Below are 23,912 nucleotides of genomic sequence, written 5' to 3' on the forward strand. Positions count from 1 at the left end.
CCCCTCACGTGGACTTGCTTCTCACTGGCGCCACCGTCGTCACCATGAACCGCGACCGCGAGGTGCTGCCTCGCGCGGACGTGCTCGTGCAGGACGGGCGCATCGCCAAGGTGGGCCGGGGCCTGAAGGTGAAGGGCGCCCGCCGCGTCCTGGACCTCACCGGGCAGGTGGTGATGCCCGGCCTCATCCACGGCCACCTGCACGCCTGCCAGACGCTGTTCCGCGGCCACGCGGACAAGCGGGAGCTGCTGGACTGGCTGAAGGAGCGCATCTGGCCCATGGAGGCGGCGCACGACGCGGCGTCCCTGCGCGCCAGCGCGGACCTCACCTTCGCGGAGCTCATCCGCTCCGGCTCCACGGCGGCGCTCGACATGGGCACCGTGCACCACTACGACTCTGTCTTCGAGTCCGCGCGCGACAGCGGCTTCCGGCTCGTCGGCGGCAAGGCGATGATGGACTCCGGCGCGGAGGTGCCCGCCGGCCTGCGCGAGACGACGGCGGACTCCCTGTCGGAGAGCCTGGCGCTGATGGAGCGCTGGCACGGCACCCACGACAACCGCCTGCGCTACGCGTTCGCGCCGCGCTTCGCCCTGTCCTGCTCGCCGGAGCTGTTGCGCGAGGTGGGCCGGCTGTCGCGGGAGAAGGGCGTGCGCATCCACTCGCACGCCAGCGAGAACCGCACGGAGACGGACGTGGTCCGCCAGGTGACGGGCCAGGACAACATCGCCTTCTTCCACGGGCTGGGGCTCACGGGCCCCCAGGTCACCCTGGCCCACTGCGTGTGGGTGGAGGGCGAGGAGCAGCGGCTCTTGCGCGAGTCCGGCACGGTGGTGTGCCACTGCCCGGGCTCCAACCTGAAGCTCGCGTCGGGCTACGCGCGCATCCCGGAGCTCTTGAAGGACGGCATCCCCGTGTCGCTGGGGGCGGACGGCGCCCCGTGCAACAACACGTTGGATTTGTTCCACGAGATGCGGCTCGCCTCCGTGCTGCACAACCCGCGCGTGGGCCCGGTGGCGATGACGCCCATGCACGTCCTGGAGATGGCCACGCTGCACGGCGCACGCGCCCTGGGCCTGGAGGACGAGGTGGGCTCCGTGGAGGCCGGCAAGCGCGCGGACCTCACCGTGGTGGACACGCGCGGCTTCCACTTCTGCCCGCTGCCGGACGACGTCACGGGGCCGCTGGTGTACTCGGCGCGCTCCACGGACGTGTCGCACGTGCTCATCGACGGCAAGCTGGTGCTGCGCGAGGGCGAATTGACGACGCTGGACGCGAACGCGGTGCTGGCCAACGCCCGCACGCAGGCGACGAAGCTCTTCGCCCGCGCGAAGCTGAAGGCGTCCTAGCGGCGCTGCTGGGCGGCCGTAGGGTCCACGGACGGCTGCGAGGCCGGCTTCACGCGCGGCAGGCGCAGCACGAAGGACGTGGCCCAGCCCTCCGCGTCCTCCACCGCCAGCCGCCCGCCGTGGGCCTCCGCCGCCAGCCGGGAGAAGTACAGCCCCAGGCCGTAGCCCCGGCGGCCCTCCTTCTCGCGGTGGCCCTGCACGTACTTGTCGAAGAGGGACTCGCGCGCCTCCGGCGGAATGGCGATGCCGTCGTTGCGCACCGCCAGCCACTGGAAGCCCTCCGCCTCACCCGCCTCCAGGCGCACGCGCCCGCCGGACGGGGCGTAGCGGAGCGCGTTGGTGGCCAGGTTCTCCACCACGCGGATGAGCAGGCCCGCGTCGCCCACCAGCTGGAAGCCCGGCGGGCACGACAGCTCCAGCTTGATCTTCCGCAGCCGCGCCGCGCCATCCAGCGAGCGGCGCACCTCGTCGAAGAGAGGCGCCACCGGGAAGGGCTGCTTGCGCGGGGACAGCCGGCCCTGCTCCAGCCGGGGCACGTCCAACAGGTCGGAGATCATCCGGTCCAGGCGCGCGGTGACGGCCAGGCCCGTGCGCACGGACTCCACCATCGGCGTGCCGATGGGCAGCTCCTGCTCCATCCACGACAGCGACAGCGTCACGGCGGACAAGGGCGAGCGCAGGTCGTGCACCAGGAACTGCATCAACTGCTCCTGGTGGGCCTGGAGCGCCTCCAGTTGGGCGTTGCGCGCGTGGGCTTCGGAGAGCATCCGCTCGATGGTGCGGTGGGCGTCCTCCACGTCGTGGGTGCGGCGGGCCTCCAGTTGCCGGGACACCTCCGCGTGCGACAGGTCCATGGCCAGGTGCCGCAGCCGCCCGGTGCCGTAGTGGCTCACCGCCGCCACCAGCACCAGCGTCACCGCCGCCACGACCATGGCGCCCGGGCCCACCCCCGCCTGGTGCATGAGGACGGCCTGGGCCAGCGACGCCAGGCCCGCGGTGCCGTAGACGAGCCAGGGCATCAGCTCCAATCCGGACAGCGCCACCACCAGCGCGAACAGCCCCAGGCTGAAGCCCGCCACGCCCGCCGGGAACGGTGACACCGGCAGGGCCAGCTGCTGGAGGCCGAAGGCGAGCCCCACGTCCACCAGCGACTGCACGACGCCCAGCTGCTTCGTCAGGGGCCTGGAGCGCAGCGCGAACAGCAGCGCCACCACGCCGCCGTAGCAGAGCAGCAGGGGCGGGTAGTGGGCCCAGTCCCGGGCGCCCGTCAGCCACAGCCCCAGGCTGACGGCGAAGAACACGACCGTGCCCACCAGCCGGACCGCCGCCCCCGCGCCCAGCACGCGCCGGCGCTGTGCGGCCACCACCCGCGCGAGCTCGTCTTCAAAGGCAACGGGAGGGTTGGGTTCCATGCGACACACTTGTTTTCCCCGCTTCCTCCCCACCCGGCAAGTTCATGGCCGCAACGTCTTTCGCGACCCCGGGCGGACCCTTTAAGGGACGGGGAGTGGCTGGCGGGGGCCGGCCGGTGGCCCTGGACCCGGCCGGGCTGGCGGGCGGTGGCCGGGCGGCGGTGGCCCCGGGGGCAATCATCCGCTCCGGGCGGGCGTAGTCACGGTGACACGCGCCTTGCGGCGGGATGCTTGTGGGCGGCGGAGTTCGTGTAAGGTGACTGGGATTACGCACAGGCGGAGGTGAGAGCCGACATGTGGCAGCGATTCAAGAGAGCGATGCGGAGCTTCGCGGGCTTCTTCGTCTCCTCCATCGAGGATCCGGAGCTGATTCTCGAGCAGAACATCCGTGACCTGAATGATCAGGTCCCCAAGATGAATGAGTCCATCGCCATGGTCCGGGCGAATGTGACCCTGCTCGAGAAGGAGAACCAGAAGTACCAGCAGGACGTGCGGGAGCTGACCGCCAAGGTGAAGGCCGCCATCCAGGCGGGCCGTGACGACCTGGCCGGCACCTATGCGACCAAGCTGCAGGCGGAGAAGGAGGCGCTCGGCCGCAACGAGCAGCAGCTGGAGATCGCCAAGCAGGCCTACGAGAAGGCGCTGAACGTCAAGAAGGCGTTCATGCGGGAGAAGGACAAGAAGACCCACGAGGCGATGAACGCCATCCGGGACGCGCGCCGCGCCAAGTGGCAGGCGAAGGTCGCGGACACGATGGAGTCCTTCACCGTCGCGGGCGTGGACTCCACCCACGACGAGATGCTGCGCAAGGTGCAGGAGAAGACGGCCATCAACGAGGCGCGCATGCAGATGGCGCTCGACACGGTGGACCACCAGGGCGCGCTCATCGAGGAGGAGGCCGAGAAGCTCCAGGCCAACGAGCTCGTGAAGCAGATGAAGATGGAGATGGGCCTCCTGGACAGCCCCGCGCCGGTGTCGGACGTGGGCGCGGGTCCGGAAAAGACCATCGGCAAGAAGGTGGAGATCAAGTAGGTCTTTCGCCCATGAAAGGGGCCGGCGCACACGGATGAAGCTGCACCGCGGACCCGGCCTCTTTCTCTTCCTCGCGCTCTGTGTCCTGGGCGCGGGGTACGTGTTCGCCTCGCGGGCGGGTTACCTCGACCGCCTGCAGGCGCGCTTCTTCCCCTCCACCCGTGAAGCGGTGCGGCTGTCCCCGGGCGACTTCCCGGCGGGCGTCGCGGCCCCGGTGGCGGACGTGGCGTCGGTGCCCTTGCGGCCCGTGCTCATCGGCTTCACCCCGCGCGGCTCCGCCTCCGCGCTGCTCGTGGCCACCGGTGGCGCCACCACCCTGGACAACCCCGCCACGCCCCCGGGCGCCGCGCAGGGGCTGCTCAAGACGGCCTATGCCCTGGACGCCCGCGCGGTGCTCTTCGCGCGCGAGGAGGAGCTGAAGCAGGCCCTGTCGGTGGGCGCGGAGAATGGCGGCGTGGACATGGCGGCCCTGTCGGTGGACCGGCTCGCGTCGTGGGCCCCGACCTTGAGGGACGCGGCGCCGCGCACGGTGCTGCTCGTGGGGCGCAGCCGGGGCCAGGAGGCCATGGCGGCGGTGGGCGTGCCGGACCTGGCCAGCCTGCGCGGCAAGCGGGTGGGCGTGTATCCGGGCGGCTCGTCGCACTACTTCGCCCTGTGGGTGCTGGCGCGGGCGGGGCTCCGCACCTCCGACGTGCGCTGGGTGGACCTGCCCTCCACGCTGGACGCCGGACGGGCGCTCCGGGAGGGGCGGGCGGACGTGGTGGTGGGGCTCTGGGGCGACGTGGAACTGGCGGCGCGGGACCGGGGCGGCAAGGTGCTGGCCACCACGGCGGACGCCCCGCACCTGCTGGCCACGGTGCTGGTGGCCCGGGGGGACTTCGCGGCGCGCTACCCGGACGCGGTGCGGCGGGTGCTGCGGGGGCTGTTGGACGCGGGGCAGGGCGTGCTCAAGGACCCGGCCGCCGGGGCGAGGCTGCTGGGCGAGGTGGCGCCCTACCTGGGCGACCCCACGGAGGCCATCCGCAGCGCTCCGCCGGCGACACTGGCGGACAATCGGGCCTTCTTCGGACTTTCCGGCGAGGCGCCGGTTACCTATGACGAGCTCTTCCAGAGCGCCGCGGCGCTCTTCCAGAAGCTCAAGCGCGGGAACGCGCCCCCACCGGCGGAGGACACGCGGGACCTGGGCGCGCTGAAGTACGTCTCCGAGGCGCGGGGGCCCTGAAGCGGGCCGGAAGAGGGAAGGGGAGTCGGACGTGGCGAAGACACCGAACTACATCAAGGCCGCGTTCCTCCTGCCGGCCAACCTGGTGGGGCTGACAACGGCGGCCATGTCCAGCGCCGTGACGCAGGAGCCGCTGCCCATGATGGTGGCGCTGGGCGTGGAGGGCGTCTACCTGGCCGTCCTGTCATCCATGAAGCGCTTCCAGCGCGTCGTGCGCTCACAGCAGCCGGACAACCCGGAGGCCGCGCGCGCGGCGGTGGACGCGCTGCTGGCGGACCTGGCGCCGTCGCAGCGCGACCACTACCAGCAGCTGGTGGGGCTGAAGGAGAAGATCCTCGCCAACTACCGCAAGCTGCCCGGCGGGCGGGTGCTGGCGGCGGACAGCGAGCCCAAGCTGGACGCGCTGCTCACGTCCTTCCTGCGGCTCATCTCCGCGCTCAACCAGTACCGCACGTACCTGAGCGGGTCCGACCGGGAGCACCTCACCTCCGAGGTGGCGGCGCTGGAGGCGGAGGTCGCGGGCGAGGCCAACCCGCGCCTCAAGGACGTGAAGGGCAAGCGGGTGGAGATCCTGCGCAAGCGCCTGATGCGCTTCGAGCAGGCGGGCGAGAGCCGCGAGGTGGTGAGCCACCAGCTGGCCGGCATCGAGGACCTGATGCGCCTGACGCACGAGCAGTCCATCGCCATCCGCGACCCGGAGAGCGTCAACCGTCAGCTGGACGTGCTCTCCGCGGAGACGGAGGCCACGGACGAGACCGTGCGCCAGATGGAGCGCTTCCTCGACTTCACCGAGGAGATCGCCTCGCCCCTGCCGCACGGCGGCACGCGCGTGCGGTAGGGCGGGCACGGGCCCGGCCGGGCACCTGTTCACCGTGGCACCTTGCGGCCCTGGCAGGGGCCGGTGACGGCGCACGAATAGATTGACTCTCCGCCGCAGGCATCCTGTCCTGCCGCCCATGCTCCGCCGCGTTGGGTTCCTTCCGTTGCTCCTGCTGTTGGTCGTGTTCGCCGGCTGCTCGCGCTGCGGGAAGGAGGCGGCCGGGCCCGCGGATTCGCCCCGGGGCGTGTCGCGCTACCTGCCGCGCACCGCGCAGGCGGCCGTCGTCATCGACGACCTGGGCACGCTGGGCGAGAAGCTCGCGCGCTTCCAGAACCTCAAGGTGGCCTCGTTCGTCGCGCAGCTGCAGAACTTCCCCTCCGCGGAGCGCTACGTGTCCGCGGTGATGCGGCAGGTGGGCGTGGACCTGCGCAGCAGGAAGGCGCTGGAGGACGCGGGCATCGACCCGAAGCGCGGCGCGGGCGCGGCGTTCCTCGGCGGCACGCAGGCGGTGTCCGTCCTGGGCGTGAAGGACGCGGACAAGCTGAAGACGACCTTCGCCACCTTCGCCCGCACGCGCCTGGGCGCGACGGAGGAGAAGGACGAGAAGGTGGACGCCGGGCGGCTCGTCACCTTCAACCGTCCGGGCTCCACCACGCCCATGCTGGGCATGCTCTTCCTCAAGCACGACCTGGTGCTCCTGTCCGCGGGCGCGTCCGTGTCGCGGCTGCCGGAGCTGGCGGCGCTGCCGGAGGAGCAGTCGCTTTCGAAGGAGCCGGTGCTGGAGGCGTCCCTCAAGCGGCTCTCCGGCGACCGCGACTTCCACGTGTGGCTGCCGGGCGGCATGGGCCTTTTGCCCGCGGGCAGCGTGCAGGGCATCACCTTCACGGGCCACATCGAGGAGCGCGCGGTGACGCTGCGCGCGGATGCCCCATGGCCGGACACGCAGGCGTCGCTCGCGGCGCTGGAGCCCAAGGGCGGTGAGGCGCTCACGGGCTGGCTGCCGCAGGACAGCTTCTTCGTGGCGCGCTTCCGCGGCGACCCGGCGCAACTGGATGGCGTGTGGCCGTACCTGGCCGGCTCGCAGGTGACGCGCGCGGTGCAGCAGGCGGGCTTCGACGTGAAGACGGAGGTGCTGGACAACCTCAAGCCGGGCATGGTGCTCGCGCTGTCGCTGGCGCCCAACGTCAACCTGTCCTCGGGCATGCCGGACCTGGACCTGCGGCGCACCAACCCCTTCCGCTTCGTCAACCTGGTGGCGCTCGCGGAGGTGAAGGACGTGGCGAAGGGGCAGGCCACGCTGGACAAGGTGCCCGGCTTCGCGGGCGGCTTCGGCGCGAAGGTGGAGCCCACGGACGTGGGCGGCCAGAAGGCGTACCTCACGTCGTACCGCGCGGGCGAAGGCGCGCACTTCGCGCTGTCCAAGGACGGCAAGCTGCTGCTCGCGGCGCCCCGTGCGCGCCTGGAGTCCACCCTGGCCTCGCTCGCGCAGCCGGCCGGCACGGGCCCCGTGTCCGAGGACCTGAAGTCCGTGGGCAAGGACGCCGCGCTGGTGGTGCTCCTGGACCTGCGCCGGCTGGCGGATGCCGTCAAGGCGCTGCCCTCCGCCGCGTGGGGCATTGGCGGCTTCGCCATCAAGGCCACCACGGTGCGCTGGCTGGACGCCACGGACGACCTGCGCGCGGTGACGATGGCCCTGTCGCGCAAGGACAAGGCGCTCCAGGCCGAAATCTCCCTGCGGCTGACGCCCGCGCCCGCGACCACCACGACGACCCCGGCCACGCCTTGATCCACGCGCGCGATGTCGTGAAGGAGTACGAGGACGGCGAGGGCTCACGCGTGCGCGTCCTCGACGGCGTGTCGCTGGACGTGGAGGCCGGGGACTTCGTCGCGGTGGTGGGCGCGTCCGGCAGCGGCAAGTCCACGCTCTTGCACCTGCTGGGCGGCCTGGACGTGCACTACCAGGGGCAGGTGGAGGTGGGCGGCGTGAAGCTCACCGGCCTGCGCGACAAGGAGCTGGCGCGCTTCCGCAACACGCACGTGGGCTTCGTCTTCCAGTCCTTCCACCTCATCCCCAACCTGTCCGCGCTGGAGAACGTGCTGCTGCCCTCGCACTTCGGTCCGGCCACGCCGGATGGGCGCAAGCGCGCGAGCCAGTTGCTGGAGCGCGTGGGCCTGGGCGCCAAGCAGGACCGCGCGCCGGTGCGGCTGTCCGGCGGCGAGCGCCAGCGCGTGGCCATCGCCCGGGCCCTCTTCGGCGGCCCGAAGCTGCTGTTGTGCGACGAGCCCACGGGCAACCTGGACGCGGCCACCGGCGCGGGCGTCATCCAGCTCTTCCAGGAGCTGCACAAGGAAGGGCTCACGGTGCTGACCGTCACCCACGAGGAGCGCATGAGCGCGGTGGCGCGGCGGGTGCTGCGGCTCAAGGACGCGCGGCTGGTGGAGGAAACCCCCACGTCGCAGTCCCTGGCGTCGCGAGGTGCCCCGTGAGGTTCGACGCACTGTCGCGACTGGTGAGGTTATCCCTCGCGCGCGAGCGCAAGGGCGCGTTCTTCTCCGCCTTCGGCGTGGCCATGGGCGTGGGCGCGCTGGTGTTCTTCGTGGGCCTGGGGCTGGGCGTGGGGCGCGTCATCCGCGAGCGCATCTTCCCCACGGACTCGCGGCTGGTGGACGTGGTGCCCCCGTCGGTGTCGCTGGGCCTCCTGGGCGGCGGCAAGCTGGACTCGGCCGCGGTGGAGCGCCTGGCCGCGCTGCCCGGCGTGGAGACGACGTACCGGAAGATGAACGTCCGCGTGCCGGCGGTGACGCGCTACGACGGCGTGTTCTTCGGCTCGCGCCTGCGCATGGGCATGGAGGTGCTCGCGGTGGGCGTGGACCCCGGCCTGGTGCAGAAGGACGTGGGGCTGCCGGAGGCGAAGGACTTCAAGGACCCGGGCGAGGGCAAGGCCATCCCCGCGCTCATCTCCACGCGCCTCCTGGAGCTGTACAACAAGACGTTCGCGCCCGCTCGCAAGCTGCCGCAGCTGTCCGCGGAGATGCTCATCGGCTTCGGCTTCCCGGTGGAGTTCAACCGCTCCTACGTGGCGGCCACGTCCGGCGGGCCCAGCACCACGCAGCAGGCGCAGGTGGTGGGCGCGTCCGACCGGGCCATGCTCGCGGGCATCACCATCCCCCTGGACACGGCGGTGCGCATCAACCGCGCTTCCGGCGCGGACGCGGACAGCTACTCCGGCGTCACGCTGGTGGCGGCGGACCCTTCCCGCGTCCCGGAGCTGGTGGAGGCGGTGAAGGGAATGGGCTTCGAAATCGATGATCAGGAGCGCCGGCTGGCGGAGAACGCGGGCGCGGCGGTGGCGCTCACCACGTCCGCGCTGGCGCTGCTCTCCATCCTCATCTGCGTGCTGGCGGCGGTGAACATCGCCCATGCCATGTCCTCGTCCGTGCGCGCGCGGGCCAAGGAGATTGGCGTGATGCAGGCGGTGGGCGCCTCGCGCGCGGACGTGCGCGCCATCGTGCTGGCGGAGGCCGGCGTGGTGGGCGTGCTGGGCGGCGCGGCGGGCACGGCGGCTGCGCTGGTGCTGGCCTTCATCGTGGACCGGCTCGCGAAGGGCTACCTGCCCAACTTCCCCTTCAAGCCGGAGAGCTTCTTCTCCTTCCCCGTGACCGTGGTGCTGGGCGGCGTGCTCCTGGGGCTCGTGGCCGCGCTCGCCGGGGCCTACTTCCCCAGCCGCCGCGCCGCCGCCACGGATCCGGCGAGGACGCTGGCGGGATGAGCGGCCCTTCGCGCAAGTCGCTCCTGACCAACATCCTGTGCCTGGGGGCGCTCGGGTGGATCTACGGGGGCGACCTCTCGGATGGGCTGCGCGCCCGGACCGAGGCGGTCTCCGCGCTCCTGACGCCGCCGTCCACCGTGCGCGCCAGCGTCGTGCTGGGGCTCGCGGCCGTGGGGCTGGCTGTCTTCGTCGCGGGAGCGCTGCGAAAGAAGCCCGAGGGCTTCAAGGGCTACCGGCTCCTGCCCATCCTGCTCGTGATGGCGCTCTTCCTGGACCTGGTGCTGGCGGAGGGCCGCACGCCGCTGGACTCGCCGGAGATGGCCGCCGTGGCGCTGCAGCGCTTCCAGGGCGAGGCCCAGAAGCGGGCCACCGTGGAGGCCGTGCCCTCGCGATCCCAGGTGCTACAGCCCCTGGTGGACGCGCTGGGCTCGCCGCCGTACCTGGAGCGCGGCACGCCGGTGCCGGCCTATACACTCCAGGTGCGCACGGACTGCGAGGGCCCGGTCCGTGACGCGCCCGGCGCCCGGGCCGGCACGCTGCTCTACTGCGTGGCCCGGGATGGCAAGCAGGCCTGGGTGACGCTGGTGGGGCTGCCCGCCGAGGTGCGCTTTGGTGCGCCCGCCGTGCTCTCCCACCGGGGAGAGCCGCGCTTCGCCGTCGTGCGCGCCCCGCTCCCCGCGGAGCCCGAGGAGGAGAACGAGGGCATTCCGGGGATTGATCTGGAGATCCCCACGCTGGATGGGGGCGCGGCGACGTCCCCTTCGCCCTGAGTCGGGGTCGCCTGGGGAGCAAGCGGGCGGAAATAGGTCCGCGCGCGCGGTTGACCCTTTGGAGCCGCGATCGATAGGCTCCCTGCAAGGACTCGACCCCCACACACAGTGACGACCTCTCAACCGAAGCGGCAACCCATCCCGTTCGGGAAGTATCTCCTCCTGGACCGCGTCAACATCGGCGGCATGGCGGAGGTCTGGCGCGGCAAACAGTTCGGCGCCAGCGGCTTCGAGCGGCTCGTCGCCATCAAGCGCATCCTGCCGAACATCGCCGAGGATGAAGAATTCATCTCGATGTTCATCGATGAGGCGAAGATCAGCGTCCAGCTGACCCACGCCAACATCGCGCAGATCTACGAGCTGGGGCAGATCGCCAGCAGCTACTTCATTTCGATGGAGTACATCCCCGGCAAGGACATGCGGGCCATCTTCGACCGCTGCCGGAAGAAGGGTGAGCCCGCGCCCGTGCCGCTCGTCGCCTTCTGCGTGGCGAAGATGTGCGAGGGCCTGGACTACGCCCACCGCAAGAAGGACGGGATGGGGCGCGACCTCAACATCGTCCACCGCGACATCTCGCCGCAGAACGTGCTCGTGTCCTTCGAGGGCGAGGTCAAGGTCATCGACTTCGGCATCGCGAAGGCGGCGGGCAAGGCGACGAAGACGCAGGCCGGCATCCTCAAGGGCAAGTTCGGCTACATGAGCCCGGAGCAGATCCGCGGCCTGCCGTTGGACCGCCGCTCGGACGTGTTCGCCATTGGCGTCTGCCTCTACGAGATGCTCACCGGCGAGCGCCTCTTCGTGGGCGACAGCGACTTCAGCGTGCTGGAGAAGGTGCGCAAGGCGGAGGTGCCGTCGCCGTCCACGTACAACCGGCGCATCCCGGAGGCGCTGGAGCGAATCGTCCTCAAGTCGCTCGCGAAGGACGTGGAGGAGCGCTACCAGTACGCCAGCGAGCTGGGCGACGACCTCCAGCGCTTCCTGCTGACGAACGACTCCATCTTCGGCCGCAAGGACCTCATGCAGTACATGAAGTCCACGTTCGCCGAAGAGGTGGAGCGCGAGAAGCAGCGCCTGGCCGAGTACGCGGACATCCGCGCGCCGGACGGCATGCTCGCGGCCATCGAGGCGGGCTTCAGCGGCCCGTCCCCGGTGCCCACGCAGAGCATGACCAACATCCCGGCGGTGGCGCCCTCCGCGCCCGCCGTGGAGCCCGTGTCCGCGCCGCCGCCGCGCGCCTCCAACTCCGGTGGCACCGGGCAGGGGGCTCGCCGCTCGCCCACGCTCGCGGCGCTGCCCAAGCTGACCGCCGCGCCCGCCGCGCCCTCGCCCAAGGAGGACGAGGAGCTGGCGACGCAGATGGTGGACCGCGACGCCGTCTTCAACGACGCGCCGGAGCCCACCACCCAGCCGGGCGCCGCCATTGGCCGCGCCGTCACGCCGCTGGAGTCCCCGGCCGCGCCCGCGGACGACGGGGAGGAGGACGTGGCGGGCCGCACCGCCGTCATCCCGCCGCCCTCGTCCCTGCCTCCGGGGCCGCCGCGCCTGTCGCAGAACAGCGCGCCGGTGCTGACCGCCGCGCCGCCGCGTCCGTCGCTGACCAACGTCCCCACGCTGATGTCCAACGACGCGCCCGCGCCCCGGCCGACGCCGAACCGGGGCAACGACGGCCCGCCGCAGCGCCTGCACCGGGCGGACTCCCCTCCGGAGCCGATGCCCGCGCCCCCGCGTCCGCCCGCGCCCCCCGTCCTCAACAACGGGAACGCGCCGCGTCCGCCCGCGAAGGAAGCCCGCCAGAAGAACGCGCCCGAGCAGGAGGCTCCCGCCCGGGGCATGGGCCTGAAGGGCCTGGACAAGCGGCTGCTCTACGGCGCCGTGGGTCTGGCGTCGCTGTTCATGCTGGTGGGCGTGGCCCTGGTCTTCTCCCCGAGCAAGCCCGCGCAGGGCTACGTGATGGTGGAGCTCAAGACGCAGGAGGCGAAGGACCGCGCGATGGTGTCCATCAACGCGGGGCCTCCGGAGAAGTTCCCCTCCAACGGCTTCGTCCTCAAGCCCATGGCCGTGGGCAACGTGCTGGTGGTGGTGACCGCGGACGGCTACGAGGCCTTCAACCAGTCCGTCATGGTGGCAGAGGGCACCAACGCCACGCAGGTGCCGGTGGCCCTCAAGCGGCAGGCGCGCTCGGTGGTCGTCATCTTCAAGACCCAGCCGGATGACGCCGAGGTGAAGATCGACAGACAAGTCGCCCGGAAGCCCGGCTCCCGGGAGTCGGTGCTCAACGACTTCTCGCTCAGCTCCGACACCCCGCTGGTGGAGGTCACCGCCGCCGGCTACCTGCCCTTCGTGAAGAAGATGGCCGTGAACAACAACAGCCTGGACGTGGTGGCGAACCTGGAGCGCGCGCCCGTGGAGATCCGGGTCGACTCCACGCCCGAGGGCGCGGCCATCTTCCAGGGCAACAAGGACCTGGGCGCCGTCACCCCGGCGACCATCCGGGTGCCGTGGGGCACGCGCGAGCTCACGCTGAAGGCGAAATGCCACGCGGACGAGGACGTATCCGTGGGCACGCCGTCCCCGGCGGGTTCCACGCTCAAGGTGGAAGCGACCTTGAAGAAGCAGGCGCGCTGCCGCGATTAGCGGCGCCGCGGTCCTGACGCTTAAGAGGTAGTCTGGGGGTCCTCCCCCCGGATGTCCCTGGGGGGAGCGGCGCCGGAGGGATGTCCGTGACGAAGGTGCGTAAGGTGAACAAGGCGGATCCGCTGGCGGATCTGCCCCGGTGGGCGCAGCAACTGGCGCGCAAGTACTACACGAAGACGGTCAGCACCTTCCTGCTGTACGGGGCCGTGAGGGATTTGCAGCCCCTGCAGCTGGAGGACGGCGGGCGCGGCTTCGGGACGCTCAAGACGTTCCTGTCGGAGGAGCTGTTCGGCGGGCGCGACCACGTCCTCTTCTACGACCGCTCGTCGGGCATCCGCTCCGCGACGCCGGAGACGCAGAAGGACCTGGCGCGGGCCATGACGGGCTACGACGCCATGTACGGCACGGACTTCTCCAAGGTCCTGCCGCGCGACCCGGGCCGGGCGCTGCAGATCCTGGAGAACTTCCTGCGCATGCGCCTGAGCGAGGGCCGCTCGATGGCGCTCATCATCGACTACGCGGAGACCCTGGTCCCCGGCGGGGAGATGAGCCACCTGTCCGCGGAGGACCGCTTCGTGGTGGCCACGCTGGACAAGTGGGCGCACGACCCGCAGTTCCTGGCCGGCGACGTGTCCGTGGTGCTCCTGGCGGAGAACCTGTCGGACGTGTCGCCGCGCATCAGCCGCAACCCGTACGTGGCGCCCATTGAATTGCCGCTGCCCACGGAGGAGGAGCGCCTGGAGTACGTGCGCTCCAAGCTGGAGGGCAAGAAGCTCCAGTCCGTGTCGGAGGTGCCGCTCGCGGGCCTGGCGAAGATGACGGCCGGCCTGTCGCGCATCAACCTGGACCGCGTGCTCACGGAGGCGCTGGAGCGGGAGGTGCGCATCACTCCGGAGCTGCTCAAGGAGAAGAAGAAGGAGCTCATCCAGGCGGAGTGCCACGGCCTCTTGGAGTTCATCGAGCCCGCGCACACGCTGGACGCGGTGGCGGGGCACGCGCCCGCGAAGCAGATGCTGCGTCAGGCAGCGTCCGCGCTGAAGAAGGGCCGCATCGAGGTCATGCCCATGGGCTACCTGGTCAGCGGACCGGTGGGCACGGGCAAGACGTTCATGGTGAGCTGCTTCGCCGGGGAGATTGGCATCCCGGTGGTGAAGTTCCTGAACTTCCGCAGCCAGTGGCAGGGCGTGACGGAATCGAACCTGGAGAAGATCTTCAACCTGCTGAAGGCCCTGTGGCCGGTGGCGGTGATGGTGGACGAGGCGGACACCTTCCTCGGCAACCGCGACTCCGGCGGGGACTCCGGGACGAGCAGCCGCATCTTCGGCTCCATCGCGTCCTTCATGGGCAACACGCAGTACCGCGGCAAGATTGTCTGGTTCCTGCTGACGGCGCGGCCGGACCTGCTGCCCATCGACCTGAAGCGCCAGGGCCGCGCGGAGGAGCACCTCGCGCTCTTCTATCCGCAGACGGACGAGGAGCGGAACGAGCTCTTCCAGGCGATGAGCAAGAAGACCGGCGTGTCGGTGGAGGGCGTGGAGTCCTTCGCCGCGCTCATCCCCGGCGGCGTGCGCGCCTTCAGCGGCGCGGACATCGAGGCGGTGATGGTGCGCTCGAAGTTCCGCGCGCTGGCGGAGGGCCGCGACCAGGTGACGAAGGACGACCTGGCCGCGGTGCTGGCGGACTTCGTGCCGCCCAGCTACCCGCTGGAGATCGAGATGCAGAACCTGGTGGCAGTGCAGGAGTGCACCAGCCGGGCGCTCCTGCCGGAGAACTTCCGCAAGCTGGACCGCGACTACATCAGCAAGCGCGTGCGGGAGCTGAAGATGCTCCTGGAAGAGCAGTGAGTCTCTAGCCCACGGTGACGGGGACGCCCAGGTGCGGGTCCTGGAGCGTCTCCACCACCGCGATGCGGTCGCCCACGGCGAGCGCGTCATGCAGGACGAGGATGTCCTCGTTCGCGTGACGGATGCAGCCGTGGGACACGTCGCCCCCGAGCAGGGCGGGGGCGCTGGTGCCGTGCAACTCCTCGCCGCTGCGCCGTCCATCCGCCCAGGACAGGTCCAGGAGCCGCGCGCCGAACACGTGCCGGTCGTTCCACAGCCGCGCGCCCGCGTCCTCGGTGGCCACCTGATCCAACTTCGCGCGGACGACCTTGAGGCCCGGATGCGTGGGCGTGGCGGCGGTGCCCACCGCGTTGGGGAAGATGTCCACGAGCTTCCCCTCCGGGTCGAAGAGGAACGTGCGGTGCTCGCGCAGCGCGATGACCACGCGCACGGGCTGGCCCGCGTAGAGCGGAGAGGGCAGGGCGCGCGACTGTCCCCGTGCGCCCGGAGCCGGAGCGAGCGCCCCGAGGGCCCGCAGGGTGACGGCGTCCAGTATGCCGCTGGAGCGCAGGCCCGCATGCACCTGCAAGTTGCGGAGCGCGCGCGCCGTGTCCGGGCCGTAGCGTCCGTCCGCGCCGCCGTACAGCGCGAACCCCATGTCCATGAGCGCGCCCTGCACCGCGCGAAGCCCGTCGCCCTTCGAGCCCGCGCCCAGCACCACCGTGCCGGACGCCACGTCCGCGAGCTGGGGCGACCCGGCGAAGCGCGGATGCTCCAGGACACCTGCCGTTGGAAAGGCCGTGCCCGCGAAGCCGACCGGAGGCTCCATGACGCCCAGGCCCACGGTCGGAGCCGGTCCGCTGAAGCGCGTCAGCGAGTTGCCCCCGGACCCCGTCCTGTCCCCCGGACGTTCGACTCCACGGGGCAGGACGGACAGGGCTGGCGCGGTCTCGCCCGCGCCAGGTGTTTCAGAGGGAAGAAGCGGTGACTCTCGAAGCAGTGCGGATGCGAGCATGGCGGCGGGGACTGCAAGGTCCCGGCCGCCGCATCACACCGTCACGGCGCGCTCAGCGACAGCAGCTTGCCGGTGGGGACCGTGCGGTGGTCCTTGATGTGGTTCCACTTCATGATGTCCTCGACGGACACGTTGTAGCGCTGCGACACCGACCAGAGCGTCTCGCCCTCGGCCAGCGTGTGCACCTTGCCCTTGGGGCCCACGGGCGCCTGTCCCGCCACCGCGTTCGCCACCACGATGGTGCCGCCGCGCTCCTCCACCTTCGCCGGCGCCGCGCCCTTGGACTCCGGCGGCCACACCGCGAGCAGCGTGCCCAGCGACAGCGTGCGGTTGCGCTTGGGCAGGTTGTTCCACTTCTTCAGGTCGTCCACCGACACCTGGAAGCGGTTGGCGATGAGCCAGAGGCTGTCGCCCTCCTGCACGCCGTAGGTGATGCGCGTCTTGCCGTTCACCTTCTCCGTCTTCACGGGGCCCGCCGCCACGGGGCCACGGGGCGTGCCCGCCGGGACCTCGTCCTCCGGCCGCGTCGCCACCACGCCGCTGCGCCGCGCCTGCGCCACCTTCGCCGCCAGCGCGCCGGACGCCACCGCGCCACCGCCCGCGTCACCGCTGCCACCCCGCGCGTTCGCCGGCACCGGAATCACCAGCTCCGCGCGCACCTTCAGCACCCGCGCGCTCTTCAGCCGGTTCATCTGGAGGATGGCCTCCGCCGCCGTGCCGTACTTCTGGGCAATCTGCGACAGCGTGTCGCCCTTCTTCACCGTGTGCACCCGGAACGTCAGCCGGTCCGCGGGCGACAGCTTCGCCAGGTTCTGCGCGAAGAGCGTCGTGGTGCCGCGCGGCAGCTTCAGCGTGTAGGGCTTCGCGGCCGTCGCCGGAGGCGTGCACCAGCGCTTGAGCTCCGGGTTCAGCTCCTGCACGTCCGCCACGCTCACCCCGGCCGCGCGCGCCACCACGTCCAGGTCGGTCGCGTCCGTGAGCTTCACCTCGTCGTATTCCAGCGTGGACTCGTACTGGAACTCCTCCTCGGAGAAGCCGAACGCGGTGGGGTTCTTCGCCACCAGCGCCGCGGCGATGAGCTTGGGCACGTAGTGCTTCGTCTCCTTCGCCAGCCCGGGCTCCTCCGCCAGCACCCAGAAGTCGTTCGTCCCGTAGCGCGTCACCATCTTGCGCACCCGGTACGAGCCCGTGTTGTAGCCGGCCCACGCCAGGTACCAGTGGCCCAGCTCGCCGTAGAGGTCCTTCAGGTACGCCGCCGCCGCGTGCGTGGCCTTGATGGGGTCGCGCCGCTCGTCCACCCAGAAGTCCTGCTTGAGGCCGTACTGCTTGCCCGTGCTGGAGATGAACTGCCACGGCCCGGCCGCGTGCGCCCACGAGTACGCGTTCGCGGAGAAGCCGCTCTCAATCATCGCCAGGTACACCGTGTCCCGGGGCAGGCCCTTCGCCTCAAGAATCGGCTGCATCACCGGCAGGTAGCGCGTGGAGCGCGCCATCCACTTGCGGAACCACTTGCGGCCGGGGCCCTGGAAGAACTGGATGTACTCGGCCACCCGCGGCTGCATGTCCACCGGGATGTCGTAGCGGTCCTTCACCTGCGAAATATCGAAGTTCGCCAGGTCGGTGATGCGCGCCAGCGGCGGAGCGGTGTCGTCCTCGCGGAAGGTGGGCTCCTCCAGCGCGTCCAACATTCGCAGCCGCAACGGGTTCGTCAGCCCCAGCCGCCGCAGCGACTGCATCATCTCCGCGCTCGGCTTCGCCTCCGGATCCAACGTCGCGCCCTCCAGCGCGCGCAGTTCCTCCAGCTCGGCGGACTCGTTCTCCACCTCCTCCGTCTCCTCGCCTTCCTCCATGGGAGTGGGGGGCGTGGCCAGGCTGCCGTCCGCCGTCAGCGTGGGAGCCTGCGAGGAGGTCACCACATGCACGCCGGGCGGCGGCACCGGTGACGGCGCCACGCCCTGCGAGGAGGGAACCGAGGCCAGGGCAAGCAGGAGCAGAGGAAGCGGCATGGGAACGCCAGGCGAGGTCGCCCAGAAGCAGGCGAAGCCCGCAGTATTCGCCAGCTTTCTTGACAGTCAAACAACAAGTCGCCCGGTATGCCTTCGGGAAGGACCCACCGTAGGAGCGAGCGACGCTATTTCGCCGGTGGCTCGCCTGCCTGCCCGCTCTTTCCCGTTCCGCCGTGACCGGGACCGAGGATGCGAGGCAGGTAGGTGGCGAAGTCGAAGTGCGGCGAGTTCTCCGTGTTGTGGCAGGTGACGCACACTGCCTGTCCCGGCTTGCCCACGATGGTGGCCGGGCTGGGCGCGTCGACGTGCTTGGAGCCCGGGCCGTGGCAGCTCTCGCAGCCCACGTCCTCGCGGCCCGCCACCTTGTCCAGCCGGCACACGCCGCCGGGCTTCTGCCAGCCGGTGATGTGACAGCCCACGCAGTTGAGGTGGTGCTGCTTGCCCACCTCCTCCAGCGTCTCCCAGGCGTGGTGGTGCTTCGTGCCTTCCCACACGCCGGTCGCGTCCGGGTGGCAGTCCGCGCACACCGCGCTGCCGACGAAGCCGGCCTGGCCCTTCGTGGGCGGCGGGCAGTCCTGGCCGTGTGCCTTCGCCCACGCGAGGTTCAGCTGGCCCACGTCCGCGTCGTACGCCTTCACCAGCGCCTGCGTGTCCGGCGCGCTGGGCAGGTTCGACTCCAGCGGCAGGAAGCGCAGCGCGAAGCCGTTGACGCCGTCGGTGGGCGCGGGCGGCGCGGTGAGCAGGCCCTGCTTGCGCGCCGCGAGCTCGTCGCGCTTGCCCTGCTTCAGCGCCTTGAGCGTCGGGTCGATGCCGGGCCGGGAAATCTCCTTGTCCAGGAGCGCGATGCGCTGCTCCAGCGCCGTCACCTCCCGCTCCACGTCCCCCTGCGAGCGCTGCGGCGTGAAGGCCCCCTTCGCGGGCGCGTACGTCAGGTCCACGCGCAAGAGCGAGCGCCCCTTGCTCTGCACCGCCACCACCGGCACGTCGGAGCGCACCAGCCGGTTCTCCTCCGCGGAGAACTCACCGGCGCTGTGCGTGGCGACCACCAGGTTCGCGGCGAGGCCCGGCAACGCGGCGGCGGCCTGCGCGGCCTCCAGCGGCTGGTCCAACAGGCCCACCACGAAGTCCGCGCCCTGCTCGCGCGCCTGCTGGCTCGCCTTCACCAGCGCTTCGCCGGAAGCCGCGGCCACCACGCCCACCTTGCGCGTCCCCGCGTCCAGCACCTTCACGCCACCGGCCGGGATCTCCGGCAGGCCCAGCCCCTGGCGGAAGGCCGCGCCTCGCGTGTCGTCCAGCTCGCCCGTGGCGCGCGCGGCGATGCCCATGGTGCGGAACGCGTCCGCGAGCGCCTTCGCCTTGCGCTCCTCCTGCGGCACCTGGTCCGCCGTGAGGTGCGTCTCCCCGAAGAGGCTGTTGCCTCCGTCGATGTAGAGCACGGGCTGGCCGCCCTGGCGCGCCTGCTGGACCTGGAACGCCGCCCGGCCGATGCCGCCCCGCATGTTCTCGCTGCAGCCGCACGGGCCCAGGTAGCCACGCGTGTCCGCGGAGATGAACAGCACGGCGCCCGGAGGCGCGGCGGGAGCAGGGGAGGCCTGCTGCTGCCCGGGGGGGCTCTCCGGGACGCGCGGCTCCTGGCGTCTGCAACCGGTGAGGAGCGCGCTTGCGAGCACCGCGAGGACGGCCGCGCGCATCGTCATCACCAGAGGATGCTCTGCACCAGTTCGTCGATCTTCTCGCCCATCGCCTCCAGGCCGTTCACCTTGGAGAGACAGCCGTCCGCGCCCACCTGCTCGGCCAGCTTCGACAGCTCGTCGTCCGGCAGGCTGGAGAACAACACGATGGGGATGTCCTGCGTGTTGTACTCGTTCTTCAGCGTGCGGCAGATGTCCGTGCCCTTCGCCTCGGGCATGTGGATGTCCGTGAGGATGAGGTCCGGCCGCCAGCTCTGAAGCGTTTTCTCAAACTCCATGAGCGTGGAGGTGGCCACGACCTCATAGCCCCGCGCCTCCAGGACGGCCTTCTCCATGGCGAGGGTGATCTCGCTGTCGTCAATGAGGAGGATTCTTCGCTTCTCTTCGGACACGGCGACCTTCCTTGGGGGTCGGTTCTAGCCCACCACCCAGCGGCGTACCAATGCTTTCCCGTGTCGCGTTCCAGCACGGGTTTCCAGTTCTCGCCCCCGGGCTTCCCAGCGGCCGGGCGGGCCTGGAAACACCCACCGTCTTTCCCGGACAACCGACCGCACACGGAGTATGGAGGCGCCCATGAAGCGCCATGCCTCCCGGGTCCTGGTGGCCCTCCTTCTCCTGGGGTGCGTCCTCGGTGGCCTCCCCGTCCTGGCCCTCGACAATGGCCTGGGGCAGGTCCCCCAGGACCTGGACCGCTCGTCGCCGCGCGCCACGGCGCAGGGCTTCCTGGACGCGGTGCATCGCGGGGACTACGCCCGCGCCGCCTTCTACCTCTACCTGGACCACCTGCCGGCCGCCGAGCAGCCCGCCAAGGGCGCCCAGCTGGCCCGGAAGCTGAAGTTCGTCCTGGACCGCGAGCTGTCGGTGGACACGTCCGTCCTGCCGAAGACGCCGGAGGGCGAGTCCGCCACTTCACGCTTCGTGTCACTGGGGGCCATCCCGCTCAAGGGCGAGAGCGTGCCCATCCGGCTGCAGCGCATGAGCGTGGACAACACGTTCATCTGGGTGGTGTCGGAGCCCACCGTGAAGATGGTGGACCCGCTCTTCGAGGAGTACGGCCCGCTGCTCACCGAGACGCTCCCGGCCTTCTTCTTCGAGCGCACGGTGCTGGGGCTGGAGCCGTGGCAGTGGCTGGGGCTCGCGGTGACGCTGCTGTGCGCGTGGATCTTCTCCTACCTCCTGGAGAAGCTCCTGCTGGCCGCGGGGCTGCGGGTGGCGCGCTGGACGCGCATCGCCTGGGACGACCAGATTATCGGCGCGGGCCGGGGTCCCCTGCGGCTGCCCTTCTTCGCCCTCCTGCTGGCGCTGGGCACCTCGTTCCTGCTCCTGCCTCCCAAGCTGAAGCTCTTGAGCGACCGCGTGAGCTACTCGCTCACCATCATCGCGGTGGCGTGGTTCATCCTGCGCTTCCTCCGCGTGTCGGAGGCCTACGTCCAGAGCCGTGTCACCTCGGAGACCAGCCCCCACCGCCGCACGCGCTCGCTGCGCACGCAGCTGGCCGTGCTGCGCGCCGTCTTCGAGGTCGCCACCTACGTCATCGCCGCCGCGCTGCTGCTCATGCAGTTCGAGGTGGTGCGCAACGTGGGCGTGTCGCTGCTGGCCTCCGCCGGTATCGCCGGCCTCGCGGTCGGTCTCGCCGCGCAGAAGTCGCTCGCGTCGCTGCTCGCCGGCATCCAGCTGTCCATCACCCAGCCCGTCAGCATTGGCGACAACGTGCTGGTGGAGGGCGAGTTCGGCACGGTGGAGGAGATCACCCTCACGTACGTCGTGCTGCGCATCTGGGACCAGCGGCGCATGGTCATCCCCATCAACCAGTTCCTGGACAAGCCGTTCCAGAACTGGAGCAAGGGGTCCCCCGAAATCATGGGCACCGTCATCCTCCAGGTGGACTACATGGCGGACATCGACGCGCTGCGCGCGGAGCTGGACCGCATCCTCGCCAACGAGGCGAAGGACCTGTGGGATGGGCGGGTGAAGACGCTGGTCGTCTTCGACGTGATGGACAAGACCCTCACCGTGCGCGCCCTGGTGAGCGCGGCGAACTCCAGCAAGCTGGGCGACCTGCGCTTCCTCGTGCGCGAGCGGCTGGTCGTCTTCCTGCGCTCCAGGCCCCAGTGGCTGCCCATGGTGCGCAGCGAGTCCCGCCCCGCGCAGCAGCCCACGGCCTCCCGGGACGACCAGGAGGACGCCATCCAGGGCGCCCCCGAGCCCCGGTCCTGAAGAAGCGCGTCCGTCAGGGCCCCAGGGAAAACGGGCGCTTGCACGGACGCTCGCCGCGCGATGAATATCGCGCCCCACGCGGCGTAAGACGCGCGTAAGAGCACTCGCACCCAAGCTGGGGAGTCCAACAGATGAAGCGTCCTGTCACCTTGTGCGGAGCCCTGGCGCTCCTGGCCGTCGCCGCGCCGCTCACCGCGAGCGCCCAGGAGCGGGGCCGCACCGACGGGCCCGAGGAGTCGGAGTACGGCACGGGAGGCTACGGCGACAACCGCCGGGGCGTGTCGCTCCAGTTCGACTGGGGCGCGGCCATCAACTCCGGTGAGAACCCCCCGGGCGCGCCGGAGGGCCCGCCGCTGTTCGTGGGCGCCACCGTGTCCCTCTGGGGAGATGACTGGTACCGCCTGGATGTCAGCGGCGGCTACGTCTTCGACGGCGGGCGCTTCATCGGCAACGTGGGCCCCACCTTCCGCAGCTGGGGCTGGCCGGTGGCCTTCACCCTGGGCCTCAAGGCGGGCGCCATCGTCATCCCGGAGGGCGAGGGCCTGCGCTTCGCCCTGTCGCCGCAGGTGGGCGCGGAGATCTTCCTGGACCGCCGCGACCGCGTGCTCATGGGGCTGCACTACTCGCCGGACATCCCCATCGGGGGAGGAGGAGTCACGAACCGGTTGTTCATGAACGTCGGATACCGGTTCTGACGGAGACGCCATGATCGCTCAACTGCTCGCCGCCGCTGTCGCGTTGACCACGGCCCAGGCGCCTCGCGCCGCCTCGCCGTCCGTGGCGCTGCCGTTCCCGTCCGGGGACGTGCAGACCTACAACATCATCCAGTGGGACCCGAACCAGCTGCCGCGCATCTACGAGCGGTCGGATCAGCTCCCGCTCACCGACGAGGAACTGACCAAGCTGTCGCAGGCCGGCTTCGAGCCCGCGCAGCTGGTGAAGATGATCGAAGAGCGCCGCTGCGCCTGCGACGCGAGCGCGGACGGCCTCATCCGCCTGAAGAAGGCGGGCGTGGACAAGACGGTGCTGGCGGCGGTGTCGCGCCATGGCCTGGCGCCCAACCGGCAGCTGGACATCCTGGTGACGCTGGACTTCACCGGGGAGAGCCGCACCGCGCGCGAGGCGTTCCTCTACTTCTTCGTGGATGATGGGGACATCACCCGCGTGTTCTCCGCGAACCTCCCGGAGCTCCTGCAGCGCCGCAACAGCCACGAGACCATGGTGGACCGCAGCGACATCATGGTGGCCCGCACGGTGCGCCGCATCCAGCTCGCGGGCCACGTGCCGCTCAAGACGTACGGCGCGCACCGCGTGATGGTGGCGGCGAGCGCCAGCCCCACGCTCACGCACCCCTCGCAGCTCACCCCGCAGGAGCGCGCGAAGGCGCAGACGTACACCTTCGACTATCCGCGCGCGTCCTTGCAGAGCCTCTGCCGGCTGACGGCCGGCTACCGCCGCGACGCGGTGCTTGCCTACAAGTGGAACTTCGAAGGCAGCCGCTTCGAATGCGAATGGAACTAGGAGTCGACCCGACCATGAACACCCGCCGCCTGTTGCTGTCCGCCCTCGTCGCCGTGACGCTCGCCGGCTGTGGAGGCCCCCGCGCCTTCACGCGCGGCACCTACGAGGACCCCAACACCATCGAGATGCTGGGCGACCGCTTCAACGAGAACGACCTGCAGCTCATCGCGAAGAAGATGGCCGAGTCGCTCGCCAGCTCCCCGCGCTTCGCTCAGCCCCCGCCGCAGGGCGCGCCGCTGCCCATCGTCCTCGTGGGCAAGCTGCGCAACAGCACCAGTGAGCACATCGACATGCGCTCGCTGGGGGACAAGATTCAGACGGCGCTCGCGCAGACGGGCCGCTTCGCGCTGGTGGACCAGCAGGCGCGCCAGGACATCGCGGAGGAGTACGAGTACCAGCAGTCCGGCTACGTGAACCCGAACGCCGCCAAGGCCCCGGGCCAGCAGGCGTCGGTGGACTTCCTGATGACGGGCGACCTCGCGTCCATCATCCAGGAGGTCGGCCGCGACAAGCTCGTCTATTACAAGATGACGGCGAAGCTGAACGACGTGCGCACCGGCACCATTGCGTGGACGGACGAGAAGCAGATCCGCAAGAAGTTCGAGAAGCAGGGCGTGAGCTGGTAGCCGTCCG

The 23,912-nt window shown here is 70.8% G+C and carries 19 protein-coding genes; 14 read left to right on the forward strand and 5 right to left on the reverse strand.

What is annotated here, in order from left to right; translation table 11 throughout:
• Positions 1 to 8 precede the first annotated feature (8 nt).
• Complete coding sequence (locus JYJ93_RS12415) at positions 9 to 1,346, forward strand: 5'-deoxyadenosine deaminase (protein WP_206790125.1); 1,338 nt, start codon at positions 9 to 11, stop codon at positions 1,344 to 1,346.
• On the opposite strand, the gene JYJ93_RS12420 is transcribed toward JYJ93_RS12415, so the two are convergent.
• A complete protein-coding gene (locus JYJ93_RS12420) occupies positions 1,343 to 2,758 on the reverse strand; it encodes a HAMP domain-containing sensor histidine kinase (protein ID WP_206790127.1) in 1,416 nt (471 codons plus the stop codon). The genes JYJ93_RS12415 and JYJ93_RS12420 overlap by 4 nt on opposite strands.
• Before the next feature lie 294 nt (positions 2,759 to 3,052).
• Here JYJ93_RS12420 and JYJ93_RS12425 point away from each other — a divergent pair, with 294 nt between their 5' ends.
• The 9 genes from JYJ93_RS12425 (at position 3,053) to JYJ93_RS12465 (ending at position 14,850) form a co-directional block, all read left to right on the forward strand.
• The gene (locus tag JYJ93_RS12425) at positions 3,053 to 3,790 is read left to right on the forward strand and encodes a PspA/IM30 family protein (protein WP_206790137.1); all 738 of its coding nucleotides are present in this window, start codon (positions 3,053 to 3,055) and stop codon (positions 3,788 to 3,790) included.
• Between the two features lie 34 nt (positions 3,791 to 3,824).
• Complete coding sequence (locus JYJ93_RS12430; RefSeq protein WP_206790147.1) at positions 3,825 to 5,012, forward strand: ABC transporter substrate-binding protein; 1,188 nt, start codon at positions 3,825 to 3,827, stop codon at positions 5,010 to 5,012.
• Between the two features lie 31 nt (positions 5,013 to 5,043).
• On the forward strand, positions 5,044 to 5,850 hold the full coding sequence (locus JYJ93_RS12435) for a hypothetical protein (RefSeq protein WP_206790149.1): 807 nt from the start codon (positions 5,044 to 5,046) through the stop codon (positions 5,848 to 5,850).
• Between the two features lie 118 nt (positions 5,851 to 5,968).
• Complete coding sequence (locus tag JYJ93_RS12440; RefSeq protein WP_206790151.1) at positions 5,969 to 7,618, forward strand: hypothetical protein; 1,650 nt, start codon at positions 5,969 to 5,971, stop codon at positions 7,616 to 7,618.
• Positions 7,615 to 8,319: an ABC transporter ATP-binding protein gene (locus JYJ93_RS12445; protein ID WP_206790152.1), complete on the forward strand. Its 705-nt coding sequence runs from the start codon at positions 7,615 to 7,617 to the stop codon at positions 8,317 to 8,319. The genes JYJ93_RS12440 and JYJ93_RS12445 overlap by 4 nt, the downstream gene beginning before the upstream one ends.
• Positions 8,316 to 9,602 carry an ABC transporter permease gene (locus JYJ93_RS12450; protein ID WP_206790154.1) on the forward strand — a complete coding sequence of 429 codons (1,287 nt, stop codon included), beginning with the start codon at positions 8,316 to 8,318 and terminating at the stop codon, positions 9,600 to 9,602. Before JYJ93_RS12445 ends, JYJ93_RS12450 begins: the two co-directional genes overlap by 4 nt.
• Positions 9,599 to 10,372 carry a hypothetical protein gene (locus JYJ93_RS12455; protein ID WP_206790157.1) on the forward strand — a complete coding sequence of 258 codons (774 nt, stop codon included), beginning with the start codon at positions 9,599 to 9,601 and terminating at the stop codon, positions 10,370 to 10,372. Before JYJ93_RS12450 ends, JYJ93_RS12455 begins: the two co-directional genes overlap by 4 nt.
• A 108-nt stretch (positions 10,373 to 10,480) precedes the next feature.
• Complete coding sequence (locus tag JYJ93_RS12460; protein WP_206790163.1) at positions 10,481 to 13,006, forward strand: serine/threonine protein kinase; 2,526 nt, start codon at positions 10,481 to 10,483, stop codon at positions 13,004 to 13,006.
• Between the two features lie 86 nt (positions 13,007 to 13,092).
• Positions 13,093 to 14,850: an AAA family ATPase gene (locus JYJ93_RS12465; protein ID WP_206790164.1), complete on the forward strand. Its 1,758-nt coding sequence runs from the start codon at positions 13,093 to 13,095 to the stop codon at positions 14,848 to 14,850.
• Between the two features lie 4 nt (positions 14,851 to 14,854).
• Here JYJ93_RS12465 and JYJ93_RS12470 read toward each other — a convergent pair whose 3' ends face one another.
• From JYJ93_RS12470 to JYJ93_RS12485, 4 genes are all read right to left on the reverse strand, one after another.
• Positions 14,855 to 15,658: a L,D-transpeptidase family protein gene (locus JYJ93_RS12470; RefSeq protein ID WP_206790165.1), complete on the reverse strand. Its 804-nt coding sequence runs from the start codon at positions 15,656 to 15,658 to the stop codon at positions 14,855 to 14,857.
• Between the two features lie 227 nt (positions 15,659 to 15,885).
• Positions 15,886 to 17,850 carry a LysM peptidoglycan-binding domain-containing protein gene (locus JYJ93_RS12475; RefSeq protein WP_206790172.1) on the reverse strand — a complete coding sequence of 655 codons (1,965 nt, stop codon included), beginning with the start codon at positions 17,848 to 17,850 and terminating at the stop codon, positions 15,886 to 15,888.
• A 125-nt stretch (positions 17,851 to 17,975) separates the two neighbouring features.
• A complete protein-coding gene (locus JYJ93_RS12480) occupies positions 17,976 to 19,541 on the reverse strand; it encodes a cytochrome c family protein (RefSeq protein WP_206800265.1) in 1,566 nt (521 codons plus the stop codon).
• 5 nt (positions 19,542 to 19,546) lie between these two features.
• The gene (locus JYJ93_RS12485) at positions 19,547 to 19,933 is read right to left on the reverse strand and encodes a response regulator (protein WP_206790174.1); all 387 of its coding nucleotides are present in this window, start codon (positions 19,931 to 19,933) and stop codon (positions 19,547 to 19,549) included.
• Between the two features lie 181 nt (positions 19,934 to 20,114).
• Between JYJ93_RS12485 and JYJ93_RS12490 the strand changes: the two genes are divergently transcribed.
• From JYJ93_RS12490 to lpoB, 4 genes are all read left to right on the forward strand, one after another.
• Positions 20,115 to 21,758, forward strand: coding sequence for a mechanosensitive ion channel domain-containing protein (locus JYJ93_RS12490; RefSeq protein WP_206790184.1), 1,644 nt, complete (start codon positions 20,115 to 20,117; stop codon positions 21,756 to 21,758).
• 131 nt (positions 21,759 to 21,889) lie between these two features.
• Entirely contained in the window at positions 21,890 to 22,453 is a 564-nt protein-coding gene (locus tag JYJ93_RS12495; RefSeq protein ID WP_206790187.1) for a hypothetical protein, read from the forward strand.
• Between the two features lie 10 nt (positions 22,454 to 22,463).
• Complete coding sequence (locus JYJ93_RS12500; protein ID WP_120578181.1) at positions 22,464 to 23,279, forward strand: hypothetical protein; 816 nt, start codon at positions 22,464 to 22,466, stop codon at positions 23,277 to 23,279.
• A 14-nt stretch (positions 23,280 to 23,293) separates the two neighbouring features.
• Complete coding sequence (gene lpoB, locus JYJ93_RS12505; protein WP_206790189.1) at positions 23,294 to 23,905, forward strand: penicillin-binding protein activator LpoB; 612 nt, start codon at positions 23,294 to 23,296, stop codon at positions 23,903 to 23,905.
• Positions 23,906 to 23,912 lie beyond the last annotated feature (7 nt).

This window comes from Corallococcus sp. NCSPR001 (assembly GCF_017309135.1).
Taxonomy (GTDB): domain Bacteria; phylum Myxococcota; class Myxococcia; order Myxococcales; family Myxococcaceae; genus Corallococcus.